Origin of the sequence: Parvularcula oceani (assembly GCF_000733125.1) — a bacterium.
Taxonomy (GTDB): domain Bacteria; phylum Pseudomonadota; class Alphaproteobacteria; order Caulobacterales; family Parvularculaceae; genus Parvularcula; species Parvularcula oceani.
In genome coordinates, this window is record NZ_JPHU01000012.1 from 1 (window position 1) to 16554 (window position 16554).

A 16554-nucleotide genomic window follows, 5' to 3' on the forward strand; every position below is an offset into this window, starting at 1 on the left:
TAGTGGAGGATGCGCAGGATCCGCGCCGTCTCGCCGGAGGATTTCACGCTGACGGCGGAGGCGGGCGTGACCCTCGCCGAGGCGCGAGGGGCGGCGGAAGAGGCAGGCCGCCTCCTGCCCCTCTCCATCGGCTCGGAGGGCACCTGCAATATCGGCGGCGTCCTCTCGACCAATGCGGGCGGGGTGAACGTGATCCGCTACGGCAATGCGCGCGACCTCGTGCTCGGGCTCGAAGCCGTGCTGCCCGACGGGCGGATCTGGCACGGCCTCAACAGCCTGCGGAAGAACAATACGGGCTACGACCTCAAGCATCTCTTCGTCGGCGCCGAAGGCACGCTCGGCATCGTCACCGCCGCCGTGCTCAAGCTCTTCCCCCGCCCGGCCGAGCGGGTGACGACCCTTCTCGCCGTCCCCTCGGCACAGGCGGCGGTCTCCCTCCTCTCCCTCGCGCAGGAACGCTCGGGCGGCGGAGCGACCTCCTTCGAGCTGATGAATGCCGCGACGGTGGACCTCGTGCTCGAGCATTTCCCCGATCTGCCCCGCCCGGTCGAGACGCGGGCGCCTTTCTACGCCCTGATCGAGTTCTCCTCGGGCATGAAGGGCACGCTGCGCGGCGTGGTGGAGAGCCTTCTGGAGACCGCCTTCGAGGACGAGATCGTCACCGACGGCACGATCGCCGAATCGGAGGCGCAGGCTGAAGGCCTCTGGACGATCCGGCACAATGCGACCGAGGCGATGAAGAACGACCCGACCTATTGCGTGAAATGCGATGTCTCGGTTCCCATCCGCCATGTGCCGGGTTTCCTGAAGGATGCGGATGCGGCGGTGGAGCGCGAGGCGCCCGGCGCCCGCGTCATCGCCTTCGGCCATATGGGCGACGGCAATATCCACTATGACATTCTCGGCCCCGAAGGCGCGGAGGATGCGGCCTGGCGGCAAAAGGCGTCCCGGCTCGAACGCATCGTCCACGATGTCGTTGCGGAGCATGAAGGCTCGATCTCGGCCGAGCACGGGATCGGCCAGCTCAAGCGCGAGGAGCTCACCGAGCGCAAATCGGCGGTCGAGATGGACATGATGCGCGCGATCAAGGCCGCGCTCGACCCGCAGGGCCTGATGAACCCCGGAAAGCTGCTTTGACGGTGAGGGACTCGCGATCCACAGGGCGGGGATGCTAAAGACCCCGCCATGCTGATCCTCCTCTCCCCCGCCAAGAGCCTCGATTTCGAAGAGGCGGATGGCCGCCTGAAGACGACCGCGCCGCGCTTTCCTGCCGAGACGGATGCGCTGGTCAAGACGCTGCGGGGCAAGTCCGCAGCCGACTTCTCCTCGCTCATGTCGCTGTCCGACGACCTCGCACGCCTCAACCGCGAGCGCTACCGCGCCTTCGGCGAGCAGTCGCGCAAGCAGGCGATCCTCGCCTTCAACGGCGACGTCTATCGCGGCCTCGATGCGGGAACTATGAGCGCCGACGACCTTTCCGCGGCGCAGGACAGGATCCGCATCCTCTCCGGACTCTACGGCCTGTTGCGTCCGATGGACCTGATCGAGCCCTATCGGCTGGAAATGGGAACGAAGCTCCGCACCCGCGAAGGGGCCGACCTCTACGCTTTCTGGGATGACAAGATCGCCTCGGCGATCGAGGACGACCTTGAGGGCCATGACGACCGGACTGTCGTGAACCTCGCCTCGAACGAATATTTCCGGTCAGCCAAGGGCGTGTCCGCGCCCGTCGTCACGCCTGTCTTCAAGGAAGAAAAGGACGGCCAGTCCCGCACGCTCGCCCTCTTCGCGAAACTGGCGCGCGGCATGATGGCGCGCTGGGCCGTTGATCAGCGCGCGGAACGGACAGAGGATCTGAAGGATTTCGGCGGCGGGGGCTACACGTTCCGCCCCGACCAGTCGGACGAGGCGAAATGGGTCTTCACCCGGCCTCAGCCGCCGAAGAAAAGTTGAAGAATGCAGGGGCGCCGCAGCGCCCCCTGGCAGGCGATCAGTCTTCCGCCTGCAGAACGCGCTGCGAGACGTCCTGATAGCCCTGCGGCGGATTCAGGAATTCCTGCTGCGTCATCTCGCGGTCGCCGCGGGCGAGGATGTTGAACAGGCGGCGGGCCTCGGTCCGGGTGATGTTGTCCGGCCCGGCAGCGACGCGCACATATTCGCCGCGGGTGACGACGCCGTCATCATTGCGGTCGAGCGCGTCGAATTCGTCGACCGTGAATTCCATCTCGCCGGACGGCGCGCGGCTGGACCGCATCGGGCGGTCATTCCGGTTCTCGGTCATCTGCATGCTGCGTTCACGCTGCATGCGTTCGCGATAGCGGTCCCGCTGCGCCTGACGGTCGGACTGCGTCTCTCCGCCGGCGGCCAGCGTCGTCACCGCCTGCGCATCGAGCATCATGTCCGAGAAGAGGCTATCCTCGAGCATACCGGAAACGATGACCCTGTCGCCGCTGTCGATCCGCTGCGCACCGATATCGTCGAGCGGATCGTAACCCAGTTCCGCCGTCATCACATCGAGGCTCATATCGCCGGTGTTGAGCGTGAAGCTGTCGTCCGAAACATTGGTCACCATGCCTTCGAGCGTGACGCGGGTGCCCCGCATATTCGTCATGCCGCTCGTCCTGTCCGGCACGAAGAGAAGCATGCCGACCATCGGATCCTCGACAGAGGCGTAAGTGTCCTGGCTGCGGGCGTAGATCGACTGCGCTTCGAGGACCCGGCCCTCGAAGAAATCTGTGTCCACGGTGCCGTAAACGGTGATGGCCTCACCGGCTTGAAGGCGGAGGTCGGGATTGTAGTCGTAGAGATCCTCCGTCTCGACTTCGATCGTGCCGGTTCCGTAGTCGAGCACGAAGCTGTCGGTCTCGGCTTCCTCGACCGCGCCGGTCAGCGTGATGAAGCTTCCTTCCTCGAGGTCGGCGGTCTGCGCGCTTGCGGTGCCGAGGGCGAGCAGGCTCGTCGCGGCGGCGGCGGCGAACGTCTTGGCGGTGACTCGTGTGAACATGAACGTCTCCTTCCAATTAGCTTGACCGGCACCGGCCCCGAAGCGCGGTGCGGCTCATGCCCTGCCAACGGTCGGGAAGGGCGCTCTGTTCCGCCAATAGCGCGGGTCGCTTGAACGGCTAGGGACAGCGCCGGATCATTTCGCGTCCGAACGGACCGGCAGCCATGAGGACGTCCGCAGACATGAGGTCGATCACATAGCTTCTCGCGCGAACGGCCTCACCGTCCCGTGAGCACCCCCGCAGGCGCAGGCGCAGGGCCCCGTCCGCATCGCTGACGCTGTTCACGTCGCAGGTCAGCCTCCCGCGTACGACCTCCTTCGCGGAAAGCTGCCAGATGGCCTCTGGGTCGGAACAGGCGCCGTTCTTGGCGTAGCGGCCGAGATAATGAGCCCCGTAACGCGCCGCAGGCGCCATGGATGAGGGTTGCAGATGCGCTGCGAGAACGAGGCTCCCGAGCAGGCCGATCACGGAGCGAGCGTCTCGTCGAGGCCGTCATAATCCGTCCTGTCGCTCAACATCAGCGCCAGAGGTCGCAGAACCCGGATGTGAGAGAAGACGACGATGAGGAGGACCGTCATCGGAACGGCGATCAGCGTTCCCGCCACGCCCCAGATGAAGGCCCAGACCAGAAGCGAGATCAGGAGAACCAGGGGCGAGATCGCCAGCCGCTTTCCCTGCATGCGTGGATCGACGAAATTGCCCATGACCTGCTCGATGACGAGAAGCCCCGCCCCGACGAGAAGCGCCGTCCCGAGATCCTTCGTGGCCAAGGCGAAGCCGAAGGGCAGGATGCCGGAGATCAGCGAGCCGATCGTCGGCACGTAGCTGAGGAGGAAGGTCAGAACCACCCACAGCATCACGAACTCGACCCCGAACAGCCAGAGCCACAGGCCGTAGAGCGCAGCCGTCAAGAGGCCCACGACCGTCCGCACGAGAAGGTACCAGCGGAAACGCTGGGCCGAGGCCCTGATCGTTTCGAACCAGGCCTCCTCCGCCCGTCCGCGGGTCGCGGTCTCCAGCTTCGCGCACCAGCGGGGCGCTTCGATCAGCATAAGGAGCGAGAAGAAGAAGATCAGGGTCATCAGCGACAGGGTCGTCCCCATCGACCGCAGGAGCCGTCTTGCGAAGCCGCTGACGATGTCGAGAAGACCCGCCCCGCCATCGCCGCTGTTCAGCGCGTGCAGCAGGGTCTGGGGCAACGATCCGCCGCTTCCGCCGCCTTCCGCCAGGCTCCTGAGCTGCTGGCGGATCTGTTCGACATGGCCCGGCAATTCGTCCGCAACGCTGCGCGCAACAAAGGCCACCCCGGCGATGAACAGGAGCAGCACGAGGACGACCACCATCATGGCGGCGACATGGCCGAGCCATGACAGCTTGTCCGGCACCCGGCTCTGCACCGCCTTGTCGATGGGCCAGACGACGAGCGCGATGAAGACCGCGAAGGCCAGCGGCATGGTCACGAGGGCCGTCGCCTTGAGCGCCCAGGCGATGAGGATCGCGGCGATGATCGCGATGAGCGTCGTGCGTCCGCCGCTTTCCTTGTGCGGCGGCACGATCGTCAGATCATCGCTCTTCTTGGCATCGCTCACTCTTGCGCCTCCGCTGACTGCCCGGCTTCACGAACAGCCGGCAGGGCGAAATGTCACAGACGCTGCTGCAAACGCTCTTCCGCGCTACATGCCGCCGAAGCCCACCATGGTGCCGCCATCGACGGTCACGGTCTGCCCGTTCATCCAGAGAGCGGCGTCCGAGGCGAGGAAGACCGCCGCGCCGGCGACGTCATCGGGTTCCCCGAACCGGCGGGCCGGAATCTGGGCCGTGACATGCTGCTCGACCTTGGGATCCTTCCACAGCGCCTCGGCGAAATAGGTCTTCACGATGCCGGGGGCGATGCAGTTCGTCCGGATATTCTCCGGCCCGTACTCGACGGCGAGATTGCGCGCGAGCTGCAGGTCGGCCGCCTTGGAGACGCCATAGGTGCCGATGCCGGAATTGCCCACGAAAGCGGAGATGGAAGAGATGATGACGATGGCGCCGCCGCCCCGCGCCTTCATGCCCGGCGCCACCATGTGGCTGAGGAAGTGGTTGGACTTGAAGTTGCAGCCCATGATCTTGTCGATCTGCTCCTCGGTGATGTCCGAGGAGGGGCCGTAATGGACGTTCACCGCGGCATTGGCGATGAGGATATCGGTCGGCCCGTGCGCGTCCCTGGCGAACTCGACGAGCGCGGCGAGATCTTCGCGGTGCGAGATATTGCAGGCCTTGGCCACCGCGGCGTCGCGCCCCTCGGCCTTGTTGATCGCATCGGCCACGGCCTGGCAGGCGTCGAGCTTGCGGCTCGAAATCACGACATTGGCGCCGTGCTGGGCGAGGCGGCGGGCGATCGCCTCGCCGATGCCGCGGCTCGCGCCGGTGACGATGGCGTTCTTGCCGGAGAGGTCGAAGAGCGTGCCGGACAGGTCAGGCATGAGGGCATCCTTTCAGCGAAACCCGCCCATGCTGACGCCCTGCGCCCTTTCCCGCAATCCGCGGCGTCAGGACGCCGCGGCGTGCAGCCTCACGCGGCGGGCGCTTCCTCACGCTCCTTCGATTTCGCCTCGTCGGGTTCGGAAGAGCCCTCCTCCTCCTCCTCGTCGCGCCGCGTGCGGCGGCGGCGCGGACGGCGGGGCTTGGAAGCCGCCTCGTCCTCGGAGGCTTCGGCAGGAGGGTCCTCGCGCGGCTTCGCGTTTTCGGCCTCGTCCTTGCCGGAACGGGAGTCGCCTTCGTTCTGGGCGGCGTCGTCCCTGGCCTCGTTGCCCGAAGCCTCGGACTTGTCGCTCTTCGCGTCCTGCTGGGAGCGGTCGTCCTTCTTTTCCTGCGACTGCATCGCCTTGAGCATGCGGTAATAATGCTCGGCATGCTGCTGCAGGCTCTCGCCGCGGATTCGGTCGCCCGAGGAAAAGGCGTCGCGCGCCAGCGCAGTGTACTTGTCGTAGATCTGCTGCGCCGTGCCGCGGATTTTCACCTCCGGGCCCTGGCTGTCCATCGAGCGATTGGGGTTGTTGTTGCCCCCCTGGCGGCGGCGGCTGCCCCGCCCGCGTTTGGAGTTCTGCGCCATAGGCTTGCGTTTACGTTCCCTGTAGCCGCGCTGGCGCCGCCCGGTGAGGCGGCCATCGTGAATGCGATCCGTTCCAGCGCACATCCGGCCCCGCCCCCGGCAGGACCGATCCGAGAAGGCGATGACACATGTCCGCGCGAATTCCCGTCTTCCACTCCAGCACAGCGGACGCCCGGTCCGAAACACGACGAGTGGATGTCTGGGTCTCACGAGGAACCACTAGGGTTCGCCTTCGTGAGAATTACGTAGCGTGGTCCGGTCTTCTTTCCAACCCCTTTGCGGTCAAGCCCGCCGCCGCAAGCGCGCAACCGTGAAGCCGTCCGTTGCGGAGCGCGCAGGAGACAGGCGCAGAACGCCGTCCGCGGCGAGCTCGGGCAGGCGCGCCCTGCCCGCATCGGTCAGCGCTTCGGGCGGAATGGCGGCGCCGGCGTCTTCCGCCGCGAAGTCCTTGTTCCGGGACAAGAAGGCGGAAACGCGGTCCTCGTTCTCTTCGGCGAGGACGGAGCAGGTGATGTAGAGCAGCATTCCGCCCGGCGCCGCCATCCGCGCGGCCTCGTCCAGCACGGCATCCTGCTCGGCCATGCGCTCGGAGAGCTGCGCCTGGGTCAGGCGCCATTTGGCATCGGGACGCCGCCGCCAGGTTCCGGTGCCCGAGCAGGGCGCGTCGATAAGGACGAGGTCCATCCGGCCCGTCAGATCCTCGAGCCTCTCTCCCGCCGCCGGGCTGCGCACCTGCGCATTGCGGACGCCCGCGCGGCGAAGGCGCTCATGGATGGGCGCGAGGCGGCGCGGATCTGCGTCGAAAGCGAAGACCTGGCCGGTATTTCCCATCATGGCCGACAGCGCGAGCGTCTTGCCTCCGCCGCCCGCGCAGAGATCGAGGACCTGCGCCCCTGCGATATCGCCCGCGCAGAGCGCCGCGATCTGGCTGCCTTCGTCCTGCACCTCGACCCAGCCCTTGCCATAGGCCGGGATGATGGTGACGGCCGGCGCCCGTTCGGCGGCGGGCGGCGGCGCGATACGCAGCGCCGAGCGGACCAGCGGCGCGGGCGCAGCGCCGATCTTGTCCGTGGCCCTGGCGGCCTGTTCGGCCGTCGCCTTGAGCGTGTTGACGCGCAGATCGACGGGAGCGCGGGCGCAGAGAGCCGCGAGCTCGGCATTCCCATCGCCCAGCCGCTCGAAAAGCGGCGCCAGCCAGTCCGGCATGTCCCGCTCGTCGGCGGGCCGGGCCGCGCGCTCTTCGTCGGTCAGCGCGCCGGGCCCGTGCGGCGCTTCCGCGAAGGCGGCCGCGATCCGCGCCTCGTCCCACCCCCAAAGCGCGCGCAATGTCAGGACGAGCGCGGCGCGAGGGCTCTCCTGTCCGCCGAAACTCTTCCAGCGGCGCAAGGCGTCGAGGCACAGCCCCGACACGAAGGCCCTGTCCTTGGAACCCGCATAGCGCGCGCCGCGTCCCCAATCGGCAAGCGCCACCTTGAGCGGGACGCGCCGCGCCCGGAAGGTCTCCAGCACGTCGAGCGCCGCCGCGATCCTGCCACCGTCACGCATTGCCGTCTTCCTCCTGCCCTTCGCCGGAGGCGCCGTGTGGCGCGCGCCGGGCCTTCGGGCAAGGCCTCAGCCATTGCCGATGAAGCCCGGATAGAGCGCCATGCCCCCATCGACGGTCAGCGTGGTGCCGGTGACGTAATCCGCCTCATCCGAGAGGAGCCAGGAGACGCAGGCCGCCACGTCTTCGGCTTCGCCGAGGCGGCCATAGGGAATGAGCTCGAGGAGCTGCCGGCGCTTGTCCTCGTCGTTCCAGACCTCTTCGTTGATCGGCGTCTTGATGGCGCCGGGCGCGACGGCGTTGAGGCGGATCTTCCGTTCGGCCGCGCCCTGGGCGAGCGTCCGCATCAGCATGCCGGCTCCGCCCTTCGCCGCCGCGTAATTGGCATGGCCGGTCCAGGGAATGAACTGGTGGACGGAGGTCACGAAGACGATGCTGCCATGCGCCCTGACGCCGCCCCGCCGGGACTGGCCCTCGAAGCGGCGGAGCGCCTCTCGCGCGCAGAGGAAGGCGCCGTCGAGATCGACCGAGAGGACCTTCCGCCACTCCTCATAGCTCATCTCGGCATCGGGGGCATCGGCCTGGAGGCCGGCATTGACGACGACGCCGTCGACCCGGCCATAGGCGTCGAGGAGCGTGCCGAAGGCGTCGGACACCTCGTCCTCGTCGGCCACATTACCCGGCACGGCGATGGCAGTGCCCCCGGCCTCCTCAATCCGGCGGACGACGTCCTCCGCCCTCTCCTTGCCGCTGTGATAGCCGACGCCGACCCTGGCCCCGTCCCGGCCGAGGCGCAGGGCCACGCCCTCGCCGATGCCCGAGCTTCCTCCGGTCACGAGCACGGCGCTGTCCTGCAGGTCCGCCATGAAAATCTCCTATCCGTCTCGATCGGGGGAAATAGTCCCGCCGCGCCCTCCGGCACCCCCGCCCCCCGACTCGGGAGGAACGTTCGCCTGCGGAAAGTGTCTTCCTCTCTCAAGGAGGATGACATGTCCCAGTCCCTGCAGTCCGACCGCTCCGCCCCCCGCCCCGCGCCTGTCGCACTCCGCGATTCGCCGCCCGCTTCTTCGGCGGCCGCACGCCGCGAGGGCAGCGATGATAATCTGTTCGGAGGCCTGCTCATCGGCGGGCTGATCGGCGTAGTCATCGGTGCGGCGCTGAACCCCGCCCGGAAGCTTGCCCTCGAAGGTATGGAGGCAATGACAGGCGACTGGTACGACATTCTGAAAGCCGAGCACCATGCGGTCGAAAGGGCCTTCGACAAGCTGCTCCAGACCTCGGACGACCAGACCGGGCGACGCCAGCTGCTGCTGACGCAGATCGCTCATGCGCTCAACAAGCATGCGATCACTGAAGAGAACGTGATCTATCCGGCCCTGCGCAAATATGACAAGGACGCGTCCTGCGGACTCGGCGCCGAGCATCTGGATATCAAGACGCTGATCGCTGATCTCCAATACGAAATTCCGAAGGACGATCCGCGCTGGATCGCGACTGCGCGGGAGCTGCGCGATCTTGTCGTGCACCATGCGCGCGAGGAAGAGGAGGACATCTTCCCGCCCTTCCGGGACAGGATGTCAAAGGAAGACAATGAATCGCTGAACCGGCGCCTTCATTGGGAAGGCATCAAGGTCGCCTGACCCTGCCTCTCAGCGCAAAGCAAAGGGCCCGGCGCTGGGTGCAGCGCCGGGCCCTTTCGTCGGATCGGTTGCGGTCAGCGCCGCGCGAGGCGGGACTGGGCCGCGCCCACGGCCGGCGCGTTTCCGAGCGGGCGGTCCACCTGGTAGATCAGGAGGTCGTAATCGCCGGCGAGCAGGCTTTCATTGGCCGGCGTGTTGAGCGGCAGCGGGAAGTACTGGCCGCCGCCGAGCGGGATGTAGACGACTTCCTGCGGGACGACCTCGAGGACATACTGCCCGTAGCTCGGCACCTCGATGTCCACCAGAAGCGGGTCATAGGGCTCGAAGGTCTGGGCGTTGCTCGAGATCAGCGTCCGGCTGCCGTTCCGTCCGACCTTGTAGAGGTTGAGCGTCGCAATCACCGGATCGGTGATGAAGCTGTCGGTGTAGCTCATCAGCTCGGCGTTGATGAACATGGAGCGCTTCGCCGAGAAGACGTATTCGTCGCTGTCGCCCACGCCGTCGAGCGTGCCCTGGATCCAGGCGGTGTCCATGGCCACGAACTTCCCGCCCGCATTCTCGCCTTCGAGAATCGTGTTCGGAACGAGCGTGCGCTTGAGGTCCACGAATTTCGCGCCGGACCGGCGATCGTGCCGGAGTTCGGCTTCATCGAAGACCCGCGCCTCTTCGGCGAGGTCGAGCTTGAGAGCGGACCGCTCGGAGAAGAAGCGGTCGCTCACCGCCGAACCTGCGAGCGGCAGGCCGACGCTCGCGCCCGATGCCATGAGATGCAGGATCGACTCGTCGCCCTGCTGCGGCCCCTCATAGACCGGAACAAAGGTTCCGGGCGCCGGCACGCCGGTCGAGGGCAGGCCGTTATCGGGCGCGCCGAAGCTGTCATGGTGGCGCAGGCCGAGCGCATGTCCGGCCTCGTGCGCGCCGGTATTCGCCGCCTGGTTCCGGACGGCGGTCACGAGGCCCTCCGCATCGGGCGAGAAGCCGGTGAAGCTCGCGAAGGTCGCAGGCGAGAAGAGATCGAACAGGACTTTCCAGAAATTGGCGTCCGAGAACGCGCCATTGCCGTAGTCGTCATTGCCGAAATCGATGCCTTCGGCGCGGCCGAACAGGATCGAGAACCCGACCCGCCCGTCATCGCGCAGGAACAGCGTGATGTTCGTCTCGCCAGGCGCACGGTCATTGTCCGTGTAATCGATGGTCATGTATTCGCCATTGGCCGGCGGCGTCGTGACGACCTCGACATCGAAGGGCGCGAGATCCGCCGCGATGCGGTCGCGGATCACGGCGCGATCGGCCTGCGTGAAGACGTAATCCTCGATCAGCAGGGTATCGATGTATTCCTCGGTCTCCGCGTCGACGAGATCGACCGGATAGAGCGGCGAGCCCTGATTGTCGAAATTGAGATAGATCACCTGCGGCCCGGTCCGCACGCGCTTGAGGCCCTGGCCACTGCCGCGGAAGATCACCGTCCCGTCCGCCGAGGCATCGATGCGCGGCGCGTTCGCGCCGCCCTCGCCGTCGAGCATGGCGCGCGCGGTGATCGCATCCACGATCGCCTGTGCGCCCGCGGCCGTCGCATCACAGCTTGCCGCCGCGCAGTCATCGGCCTCGATCCGGTAGCCGAACACCTCGGCATTCGCGATCGCCGCCCTCAGCTCGTCCTCGGACATGGACCGCGCCGCCTCGGGCGTGAGAGGTCCCGCCACGGCAGCACTCATCGAGAGCGCGGCGGCGGCCGCGCAGCACAGAAGAGACTTCATATGTTCACTCCGGGGATTTCCTGCGACGAATTTATGAACCTTAACAGAGCGACAATCAACGGCTTTTGCTAGCATTTCGGGCAGGAGGTGCCGCGTGAACCGATTCGCTTCGATTTTTCTGCCATTGCTCTGTCTACAGACAAGCTGCGCCGGGGCGGCTCCGTGCGGCCTGGATGCCCGCGCGCTCGAGCGGCTGGCCGAAGACGCGCCGGTCCTCCTGCTGGTCGCGCCGCTCGAGCGGAGCGGCGCCGTTTCCGTCGCCGCGGAGGGCGCAGGGGGAGAGGCGCCCGATCTTGAAGAAGCGCTGCAAGCGGCCCGCCGCCTGGCCGAGGAAGGGCGCAGCGGCAACCGCACGCTGGCCGCCGGCGCGCCATACGATGTCCGCGAGGTCCTGCGCGGACAGGCTGCGGGCACGATCCTGCTGCCGGAACCTTCTCCTGAACTAGCCTCCGACGCCGCCTGCCGGGAGGGCGATCAGGCGCCCCTCTACCTCGCTATCATCGGCGGGGACGCGCCGGCGCGGCTCGTCGCCTTGCGCGGCCCGGACGACCCCCGCCTCTCGCCGCTGCGCGAGCGGCGGTAAGAGCGATCAGTTCGGGGAGGGATAGTTCGGCGCTTCGCGCGTGATCGAGACGTCGTGGACGTGGCTTTCGCGCAGGCCCGCATTGGTGATCCGCACGAAGCGGGCCTTCTGCCGCATCTCGTCGAGGTTCGCGGCGCCGACATAGCCCATGGAGGCGCGCACCCCGCCCACCAGCTGGTGCAGGATCGGAGCGATCGGCCCCTTATAGGGCACCCGCCCCTCGATGCCTTCGGGAACGAGCTTCATCTGCTCCTTCACGTCGGACTGGAAATAGCGGTCCGCCGACCCCCGCGCCATGGCGGTGATCGAGCCCATGCCGCGATAGGACTTGTACGAACGCCCCTGGAAGAGGAAGACCTCCCCCGGCGCTTCGTCCGTACCCGCAAGAAGGCTGCCTACCATGCAGGTCGAGGCGCCCGCGGCGAGCGCCTTGGCCATGTCGCCCGAATATTTGATGCCGCCATCGGCGATGACCGGCACGCCTTCCTCGCGCCCCGCCCGGCTGGCGTCGGTGACGGCCGTCAGCTGCGGCACGCCGACGCCCGCGACGATCCGCGTGGTGCAGATCGAGCCCGGTCCGATACCGACCTTGATCGCGTCCGCGCCCGCGCCGGCCAGCGCCTTCGCCGCCTCGTAGGTCGCGACGTTGCCCGCGATGACCTGCGTGTCGCCGGCCGCTTTCTTGAGGCGGGTGACCTGCTCTGCGACCTTGGAGGAATGGCCGTGCGCGGTGTCGATGACGACGATGTCGACGCCCGCATCGATCAGCGCCAGCGCCCGCTCATAGCCCTGGTCGCCCACGGTCGAGGCGGCGGCGACCCGCAGGCGCCCCGCCTCGTCCTTCACGGCGAGGGGATAGGTCTTGGACTTCTCCATGTCCTTGACGGTGACGAGGCCGACGCAGCGATAATCGTCGTCGACGACGATCACCCGCTCGATCCGGCGCTTGTGCATCAGGGCGCGCGCCTCGTCCTGGCTCCCGCCTTCGCGGACGACGGCGAGATCCCGCGAGGTCATCAGCTCACGGATAGGCTGATCGGGATCGGAGGCGAAGCGCATGTCGCGGTTCGTCAGCACGCCGATCAGCTTGCCGACCCCCGCCTCGTCCGGGTCCTCGACTACGGGGAAGCCGGAGATCCGCCGCTCCCCCATGATCGCGCGGGCCTCGCCCAGCGTCGCATCCGGCGTCAGCGTATAGGGATTGACCACCATGCCGCTCTCATAGCGCTTGACGCGCCGGACATGCTCTGCCTGCTCCTCGATCGAGAGGTTCCTGTGCAGGACGCCGATCCCGCCGTTCTGCGCCATGCCGATCGCCATCTCCGCCTCGGACACGGTGTCCATGGCCGCGGCGAGTATCGGGATGTTCAGCCGGATCGAACGGGTCAGCTGCGCCGTGACGTCGACCTGCGAAGGCATGACCTCGGAGGGGCCGGGCTCGAGGAGGACGTCATCGAAGGTGAGAGCATCGCGAATTTGCATCTGGACTGATCCTTCACTCTTTCGCCGCGTCCGCGCGGAAGCCCGTCGCGACGACATACATCTCCGCCGAGTCCGCCCGGCTGGCTGCGGGCTTGGCATGCGCCACCCGCTCGAAACTGCGCTTGAGCCGGTCGAGAAGCCCTTTCTCGGAGCCCCCCTGCAACACCTTGGCGAGGAAGGCGCCGCCGGGCGCCAGAACCTCTTCTGCGAAACCGAGCGCCTCTTCGGCGAGCGCGATGATGCGCAGGTGGTCGGTCGCCTTGTGGCCGGTCGTGGGCGCGGCCATGTCGGACATCACCACGTCGGCCTTCCCGCCGAGCAGAGCCTTGAGCGCATCCGGCGCCTCCTCGTCGAGGAAGCTCATCTCGAGGACGTCGGCGCCGTCCACCGGCTCCATGCCGAGATAGTCGATGCCGACGACCCGGCCCTGCCCGCCCGTTCGGCGCACGGCGACCTGCGTCCAGCCGCCGGGAGCCGATCCGAGGTCGACGATGCGTCCGCCGGGACGCAGGAAGGCGAACTTGTCGTCGAGTTCGGTCAGCTTGTAGGCGGCGCGGGAGCGGTAGCCCTCGGCCTTGGCGCGGATCACGAAGGGATCGTTGAGCTGGCGCTGCAGCCAGCGGGTCGAGGAGAGCTTGCGCCCGCGCGCGGTCTTCACCTTGGTGGCGAGATCGCGGTTCGCCTGCTGCTCGGAGCTTGTCTTGACCGGCTTCTTGAGGCCGCGCTTCTCGGGCGTCTCGCCGAGAGTGGTGCGCGAAAGGTCGCGCCGTCCGCGCGGCTTGGAGCGCGTCGGAGACTTTCCGGAAGGTTTGCGGGGCGGCTTGGCCATGCCGGGATGTATCGAATTCGCTGAGCGACGCAAGACCGTTTCAGCGGCGGAACCGTCCGTGCCGCTCCATCAGCTCCAGCAGCATGCCCTCGCGCAGCCCCCTGTCTCCCACCCGCACCCGGTCCGAGGGCCAGACCGAGAGAATGCCCTGCAGGATCGCGCAGCCCGGCACGACGAGGTCGGCGCGCTCGCGCCCGATGCAGGGCTCGGCGCAGCGGCGGGAGAACCCCATCTCGCGCAGGGATTCGGAGACCTCCTCGACGTCCCGGGCGCTCAGCCAGGCGCCGTCGACCTCCCGCCGCGAATAGCGCGGCAGCGCGAGCTTGACCCCCGCGAGGCTCGTCACCGTGCCGGAGGTTCCGATCAGATGCGCCCGCTGCCCGTCGAAGAGATCGGCCATGGGGCCGGCGCCCGCGAACTCGCGCACCGCGTCCGCCACCTGCGCGATCATCGCGTCATAGGCCGCGCGGTCCATGTCGTGGGCGCCATGCTCTTCTGCGAGGGTGACGACCCCGAAGGGCAGCGAGACCCATGCGACCGTTTCCGGCGCGCCGCGCCCCAGGCGCAGCCACGACATCTCGGTCGAGCCGCCGCCGATGTCGAAGACGAGGACGGCCTCCGCCCCGCTGTCGATGAGGTCGGTGCAGCCCCGGGCGGCGAGCTTCGCCTCCTCCTCCGGCGTGATGAGGTCGAGCCGCAGCCCGGTCTCCTCCTCCACCCGCGACAGGAAGGCGGGGCCGTTGCGGGCCATGCGGCAGGCCTGGGTCGCGATGGCGCGGGAGGCGGTGACGCCGCGCGCCTGCATCTTCTGCGCGCAGACCTTGAGCGCCTCGACCGTGCGGTCCATCGCCGCTTCGGAAAGGCGTCCGGTGGCCGTGACGCCCTCGCCGAGCCTTACGATGCGCGAAAAGGCATCGACGACCCGGAACCCCTCATGCCGCGGCGCCGCCACGAGCAGGCGGCAATTGTTCGTGCCCAGGTCGATCGCCGCAAAACGCGGCGCGGGTCGCCCCCGCACCGCGGGAGCCGGCCTCTCAGTCATGGCGCGTCCTCGCATGGCGTCCGCGAGGAACGCCTCATTCGCTCTCAGCGTAGGCGGATGGTCGGGGCGGCAGCAAGATGGATTCGGCAGAATATCGCGCAGGGGCGCTTGATCCTGCTAACGCTCCGGGCGAATGAGGGCGATACGCAGCACCAACCCGAAAAGCCCAATGAAGCTCGATCAGATCGACCTCAAGATCCTGCGCCACCTGCAGGAGAACGCCCGGATCACCAATGCCGATCTCGCCGAGAAGGTGGGCCTGTCGCCGACGCCCTGCCTGCGGCGGCTGCGGCGGCTCGAGGCCGACGGCATCATCAAGGGCTACAGGACCGACGTGAACCGCGACGTCCTCGGCCTGCCCGTGACGGTGATCATCCTCGTCAAGCTGGAAAAGGAGGACGAGGTGCATCTCCGCGCCTTCGAGGAGCTGACCATGCGGCGCCCCGAGATCATGGAATGCCACCTCGTGACCGGCAAGTTCGACTATTTCGTGCGCGTGGTGCTGCCGACCCTCACCGCCTATGAGCCGTTCCTCTCGGACACGCTGCTGCGGACCGAGAACATCGCCTCGATCGAGTCGAGCTTCACCCTGCGCGAGGTGACAAAGAAAGCGGTTCTGCCCGCGGGCGGCGCCTGAACGCCGCCTCAGCGCTCCCTCGTCGCGAGCCAGTCGGCCAGGGCCGCGAGCACGCTGCCGTCGGGAAGGCGGCCCAGCGCGGCTTTCGCCTCTTCGGTGAGGTCGCGGACGCGGACGCGGGCGCCCTCTATGCCGTAAAGGCCGACAAAGGTCGCCTTGCCGGCCACCTCGTCCCGGCCCGCGGGCTTGCCGAGCGTGGCGGCATCCGCCGTCGCGTCCAGGACATCGTCCTGGATCTGGAAGGCGAGGCCGAGCGCCCGGGCATAGGCGGCGAGCGCGGCGAGCTGGGAGGACGCGCCGCCGGCGAGCGTGCCGCCCATCAGCGCCGAGGCCTCGATCAGCGCGCCGGTCTTGCGCGCCTGGATCGCGACGATCTCTTCCTCGCTCGCAGCCTCGGGATAGAGATCCATCATCTGGCCGCCCACCATGCCTGCCCGCCCCGCCCCCTGCGCGAGTTGCGAGATCAGGCGCACCGCCACCGCCGGCGCATAGGCCCCGCCGGACAGCAGGGCGAAGGCCTCCGTCAGGAGCGCGTCCCCCGCCAGAATGCCGATCGCCTCGTCATAGGCGGCATGCACGCTCGGCTTGCCGCGCCGCGTCTCCGCATCGTCCATGGCCGGCAGATCGTCGTGGATGAGGCTGTAGGCGTGCACCATCTCGATCGCGCAGGCGGCGGGCAGCGGATCGGCGCCGCTTCGAAGCGCCGCCGCGCTCTCGATCACGAGGAAGGGACGCAGCCGCTTGCCGCCGCCGAGCGCACCGTGCCGGAGCGCGGCATCGAGACGCAGGAGGGCCGGCCGGTCACCGCGCGAGGAGAGCGCGGAGCCGAGCGCGCGCTCCACCTCTTGGGCACGGCTTCTCAACCGTTCTTCGATAGTGTCTCTCATGCCCCCCCTCTCCGGTGGAGCGGGGGCTGTCGTCAAGCATCACGCGAACCGG

17 protein-coding genes are annotated in these 16554 nt (G+C 67.8%); 5 read left to right on the plus strand and 12 right to left on the minus strand.

The genetic code is table 11. The features are described from left to right. Positions 1 to 9: 9 nt before the first annotated feature. Both IE88_RS0112345 and yaaA read left to right on the plus strand, forming a co-directional pair. Positions 10 to 1137, plus strand: coding sequence for an FAD-binding oxidoreductase (locus IE88_RS0112345; protein WP_051882118.1), 1128 nt, complete (start codon positions 10 to 12; stop codon positions 1135 to 1137). 48 nt (positions 1138 to 1185) lie between these two features. After that, positions 1186 to 1953, plus strand: a complete 768-nt coding sequence (gene yaaA, locus IE88_RS0112350; RefSeq protein ID WP_031554923.1) for a peroxide stress protein YaaA — start codon at positions 1186 to 1188, stop codon at positions 1951 to 1953. Positions 1954 to 1990: 37 nt separating this feature from the next. Here the strand turns inward: yaaA and IE88_RS0112355 are convergent, their stop codons facing one another. From IE88_RS0112355 to IE88_RS0112385, 7 genes are all read right to left on the minus strand, one after another. Beyond that, positions 1991 to 3004: an SH3 domain-containing protein gene (locus IE88_RS0112355; RefSeq protein ID WP_031554924.1), complete on the minus strand. Its 1014-nt coding sequence runs from the start codon at positions 3002 to 3004 to the stop codon at positions 1991 to 1993. A gap of 118 nt (positions 3005 to 3122) precedes the next feature. Further along, positions 3123 to 3473 carry a hypothetical protein gene (locus IE88_RS0112360; protein WP_031554926.1) on the minus strand — a complete coding sequence of 117 codons (351 nt, stop codon included), beginning with the start codon at positions 3471 to 3473 and terminating at the stop codon, positions 3123 to 3125. After that, positions 3470 to 4594 (minus strand): AI-2E family transporter, encoded by a 1125-nt coding sequence (locus IE88_RS0112365; RefSeq protein WP_051882120.1) that lies wholly within the window; start codon positions 4592 to 4594, stop codon positions 3470 to 3472. The genes IE88_RS0112360 and IE88_RS0112365 overlap by 4 nt, the downstream gene beginning before the upstream one ends. Positions 4595 to 4678: 84 nt before the next feature. Continuing rightward, entirely contained in the window at positions 4679 to 5473 is a 795-nt protein-coding gene (locus IE88_RS0112370) for an SDR family NAD(P)-dependent oxidoreductase (protein WP_031554928.1), read from the minus strand. A gap of 89 nt (positions 5474 to 5562) precedes the next feature. Next, complete coding sequence (locus tag IE88_RS0112375) at positions 5563 to 6102, minus strand: DUF4167 domain-containing protein (RefSeq protein ID WP_051882122.1); 540 nt, start codon at positions 6100 to 6102, stop codon at positions 5563 to 5565. A gap of 282 nt (positions 6103 to 6384) precedes the next feature. Continuing rightward, the gene (locus IE88_RS0112380) at positions 6385 to 7647 is read right to left on the minus strand and encodes an RsmB/NOP family class I SAM-dependent RNA methyltransferase (RefSeq protein WP_031554932.1); all 1263 of its coding nucleotides are present in this window, start codon (positions 7645 to 7647) and stop codon (positions 6385 to 6387) included. Between the two features lie 66 nt (positions 7648 to 7713). Next, the gene (locus IE88_RS0112385; RefSeq protein ID WP_031554933.1) at positions 7714 to 8511 is read right to left on the minus strand and encodes an SDR family oxidoreductase; all 798 of its coding nucleotides are present in this window, start codon (positions 8509 to 8511) and stop codon (positions 7714 to 7716) included. A gap of 123 nt (positions 8512 to 8634) precedes the next feature. Here IE88_RS0112385 and IE88_RS0112390 point away from each other — a divergent pair, with 123 nt between their 5' ends. Continuing rightward, complete coding sequence (locus IE88_RS0112390) at positions 8635 to 9285, plus strand: hemerythrin domain-containing protein (RefSeq protein WP_051882124.1); 651 nt, start codon at positions 8635 to 8637, stop codon at positions 9283 to 9285. 74 nt (positions 9286 to 9359) lie between these two features. On the opposite strand, the gene IE88_RS0112395 is transcribed toward IE88_RS0112390, so the two are convergent. Next, positions 9360 to 11042: a zinc metalloprotease gene (locus IE88_RS0112395; RefSeq protein ID WP_031554938.1), complete on the minus strand. Its 1683-nt coding sequence runs from the start codon at positions 11040 to 11042 to the stop codon at positions 9360 to 9362. Between the two features lie 94 nt (positions 11043 to 11136). On the opposite strand from IE88_RS0112395, the gene IE88_RS0112400 reads away from it, so the two are divergent. Beyond that, on the plus strand, positions 11137 to 11625 hold the full coding sequence (locus IE88_RS0112400) for a hypothetical protein (RefSeq protein ID WP_031554940.1): 489 nt from the start codon (positions 11137 to 11139) through the stop codon (positions 11623 to 11625). Between the two features lie 6 nt (positions 11626 to 11631). On the opposite strand, the gene guaB is transcribed toward IE88_RS0112400, so the two are convergent. Genes guaB through IE88_RS0112415 form a run of 3 tightly spaced genes read right to left on the minus strand, consistent with a single transcriptional unit; the run spans position 11632 to position 14978 of the window. Beyond that, positions 11632 to 13107, minus strand: a complete 1476-nt coding sequence (gene guaB, locus IE88_RS0112405; protein ID WP_031554942.1) for an IMP dehydrogenase — start codon at positions 13105 to 13107, stop codon at positions 11632 to 11634. Between the two features lie 13 nt (positions 13108 to 13120). Next, a complete protein-coding gene (locus IE88_RS0112410) occupies positions 13121 to 13936 on the minus strand; it encodes an RlmE family RNA methyltransferase (protein ID WP_081871654.1) in 816 nt (271 codons plus the stop codon). Between the two features lie 40 nt (positions 13937 to 13976). Then, positions 13977 to 14978 (minus strand): Ppx/GppA phosphatase family protein, encoded by a 1002-nt coding sequence (locus IE88_RS0112415; protein WP_036767208.1) that lies wholly within the window; start codon positions 14976 to 14978, stop codon positions 13977 to 13979. 169 nt (positions 14979 to 15147) lie between these two features. On the opposite strand from IE88_RS0112415, the gene IE88_RS0112420 reads away from it, so the two are divergent. After that, positions 15148 to 15615: an Lrp/AsnC family transcriptional regulator gene (locus IE88_RS0112420; RefSeq protein WP_031554949.1), complete on the plus strand. Its 468-nt coding sequence runs from the start codon at positions 15148 to 15150 to the stop codon at positions 15613 to 15615. 8 nt (positions 15616 to 15623) lie between these two features. Here IE88_RS0112420 and IE88_RS0112425 read toward each other — a convergent pair whose 3' ends face one another. Continuing rightward, the gene (locus IE88_RS0112425) at positions 15624 to 16502 is read right to left on the minus strand and encodes a polyprenyl synthetase family protein (protein WP_031554950.1); all 879 of its coding nucleotides are present in this window, start codon (positions 16500 to 16502) and stop codon (positions 15624 to 15626) included. Between the last annotated feature and the right edge of the window lie 52 nt (positions 16503 to 16554).

What these genes read in the sequence shown, in the direction of transcription:
- IE88_RS0112395 (WP_031554938.1), bottom strand. Translation starts at nt 11,042, where the DNA reads ATGAAGTCTCTTCTGTGCTGCGCGGCCGCCGCCGCGCTCTCGATGAGT.
- guaB (WP_031554942.1), bottom strand. Translation starts at nt 13,107, where the DNA reads ATGCAAATTCGCGATGCTCTCACCTTCGATGACGTCCTCCTCGAGCCC.
- IE88_RS0112385 (WP_031554933.1), bottom strand. Translation starts at nt 8,511, where the DNA reads ATGGCGGACCTGCAGGACAGCGCCGTGCTCGTGACCGGAGGAAGCTCG.
- IE88_RS0112410 (WP_081871654.1), bottom strand. Translation starts at nt 13,936, where the DNA reads ATGGCCAAGCCGCCCCGCAAACCTTCCGGAAAGTCTCCGACGCGCTCC.
- IE88_RS0112415 (WP_036767208.1), bottom strand. Translation starts at nt 14,978, where the DNA reads ATGACTGAGAGGCCGGCTCCCGCGGTGCGGGGGCGACCCGCGCCGCGT.
- IE88_RS0112420 (WP_031554949.1), top strand. Translation starts at nt 15,148, where the DNA reads ATGAAGCTCGATCAGATCGACCTCAAGATCCTGCGCCACCTGCAGGAG.
- IE88_RS0112345 (WP_051882118.1), top strand. Translation starts at nt 10, where the DNA reads ATGCGCAGGATCCGCGCCGTCTCGCCGGAGGATTTCACGCTGACGGCG.
- yaaA (WP_031554923.1), top strand. Translation starts at nt 1,186, where the DNA reads ATGCTGATCCTCCTCTCCCCCGCCAAGAGCCTCGATTTCGAAGAGGCG.
- IE88_RS0112425 (WP_031554950.1), bottom strand. Translation starts at nt 16,502, where the DNA reads ATGAGAGACACTATCGAAGAACGGTTGAGAAGCCGTGCCCAAGAGGTG.
- IE88_RS0112380 (WP_031554932.1), bottom strand. Translation starts at nt 7,647, where the DNA reads ATGCGTGACGGTGGCAGGATCGCGGCGGCGCTCGACGTGCTGGAGACC.
- IE88_RS0112375 (WP_051882122.1), bottom strand. Translation starts at nt 6,102, where the DNA reads ATGGCGCAGAACTCCAAACGCGGGCGGGGCAGCCGCCGCCGCCAGGGG.
- IE88_RS0112370 (WP_031554928.1), bottom strand. Translation starts at nt 5,473, where the DNA reads ATGCCTGACCTGTCCGGCACGCTCTTCGACCTCTCCGGCAAGAACGCC.
- IE88_RS0112355 (WP_031554924.1), bottom strand. Translation starts at nt 3,004, where the DNA reads ATGTTCACACGAGTCACCGCCAAGACGTTCGCCGCCGCCGCCGCGACG.
- IE88_RS0112390 (WP_051882124.1), top strand. Translation starts at nt 8,635, where the DNA reads ATGTCCCAGTCCCTGCAGTCCGACCGCTCCGCCCCCCGCCCCGCGCCT.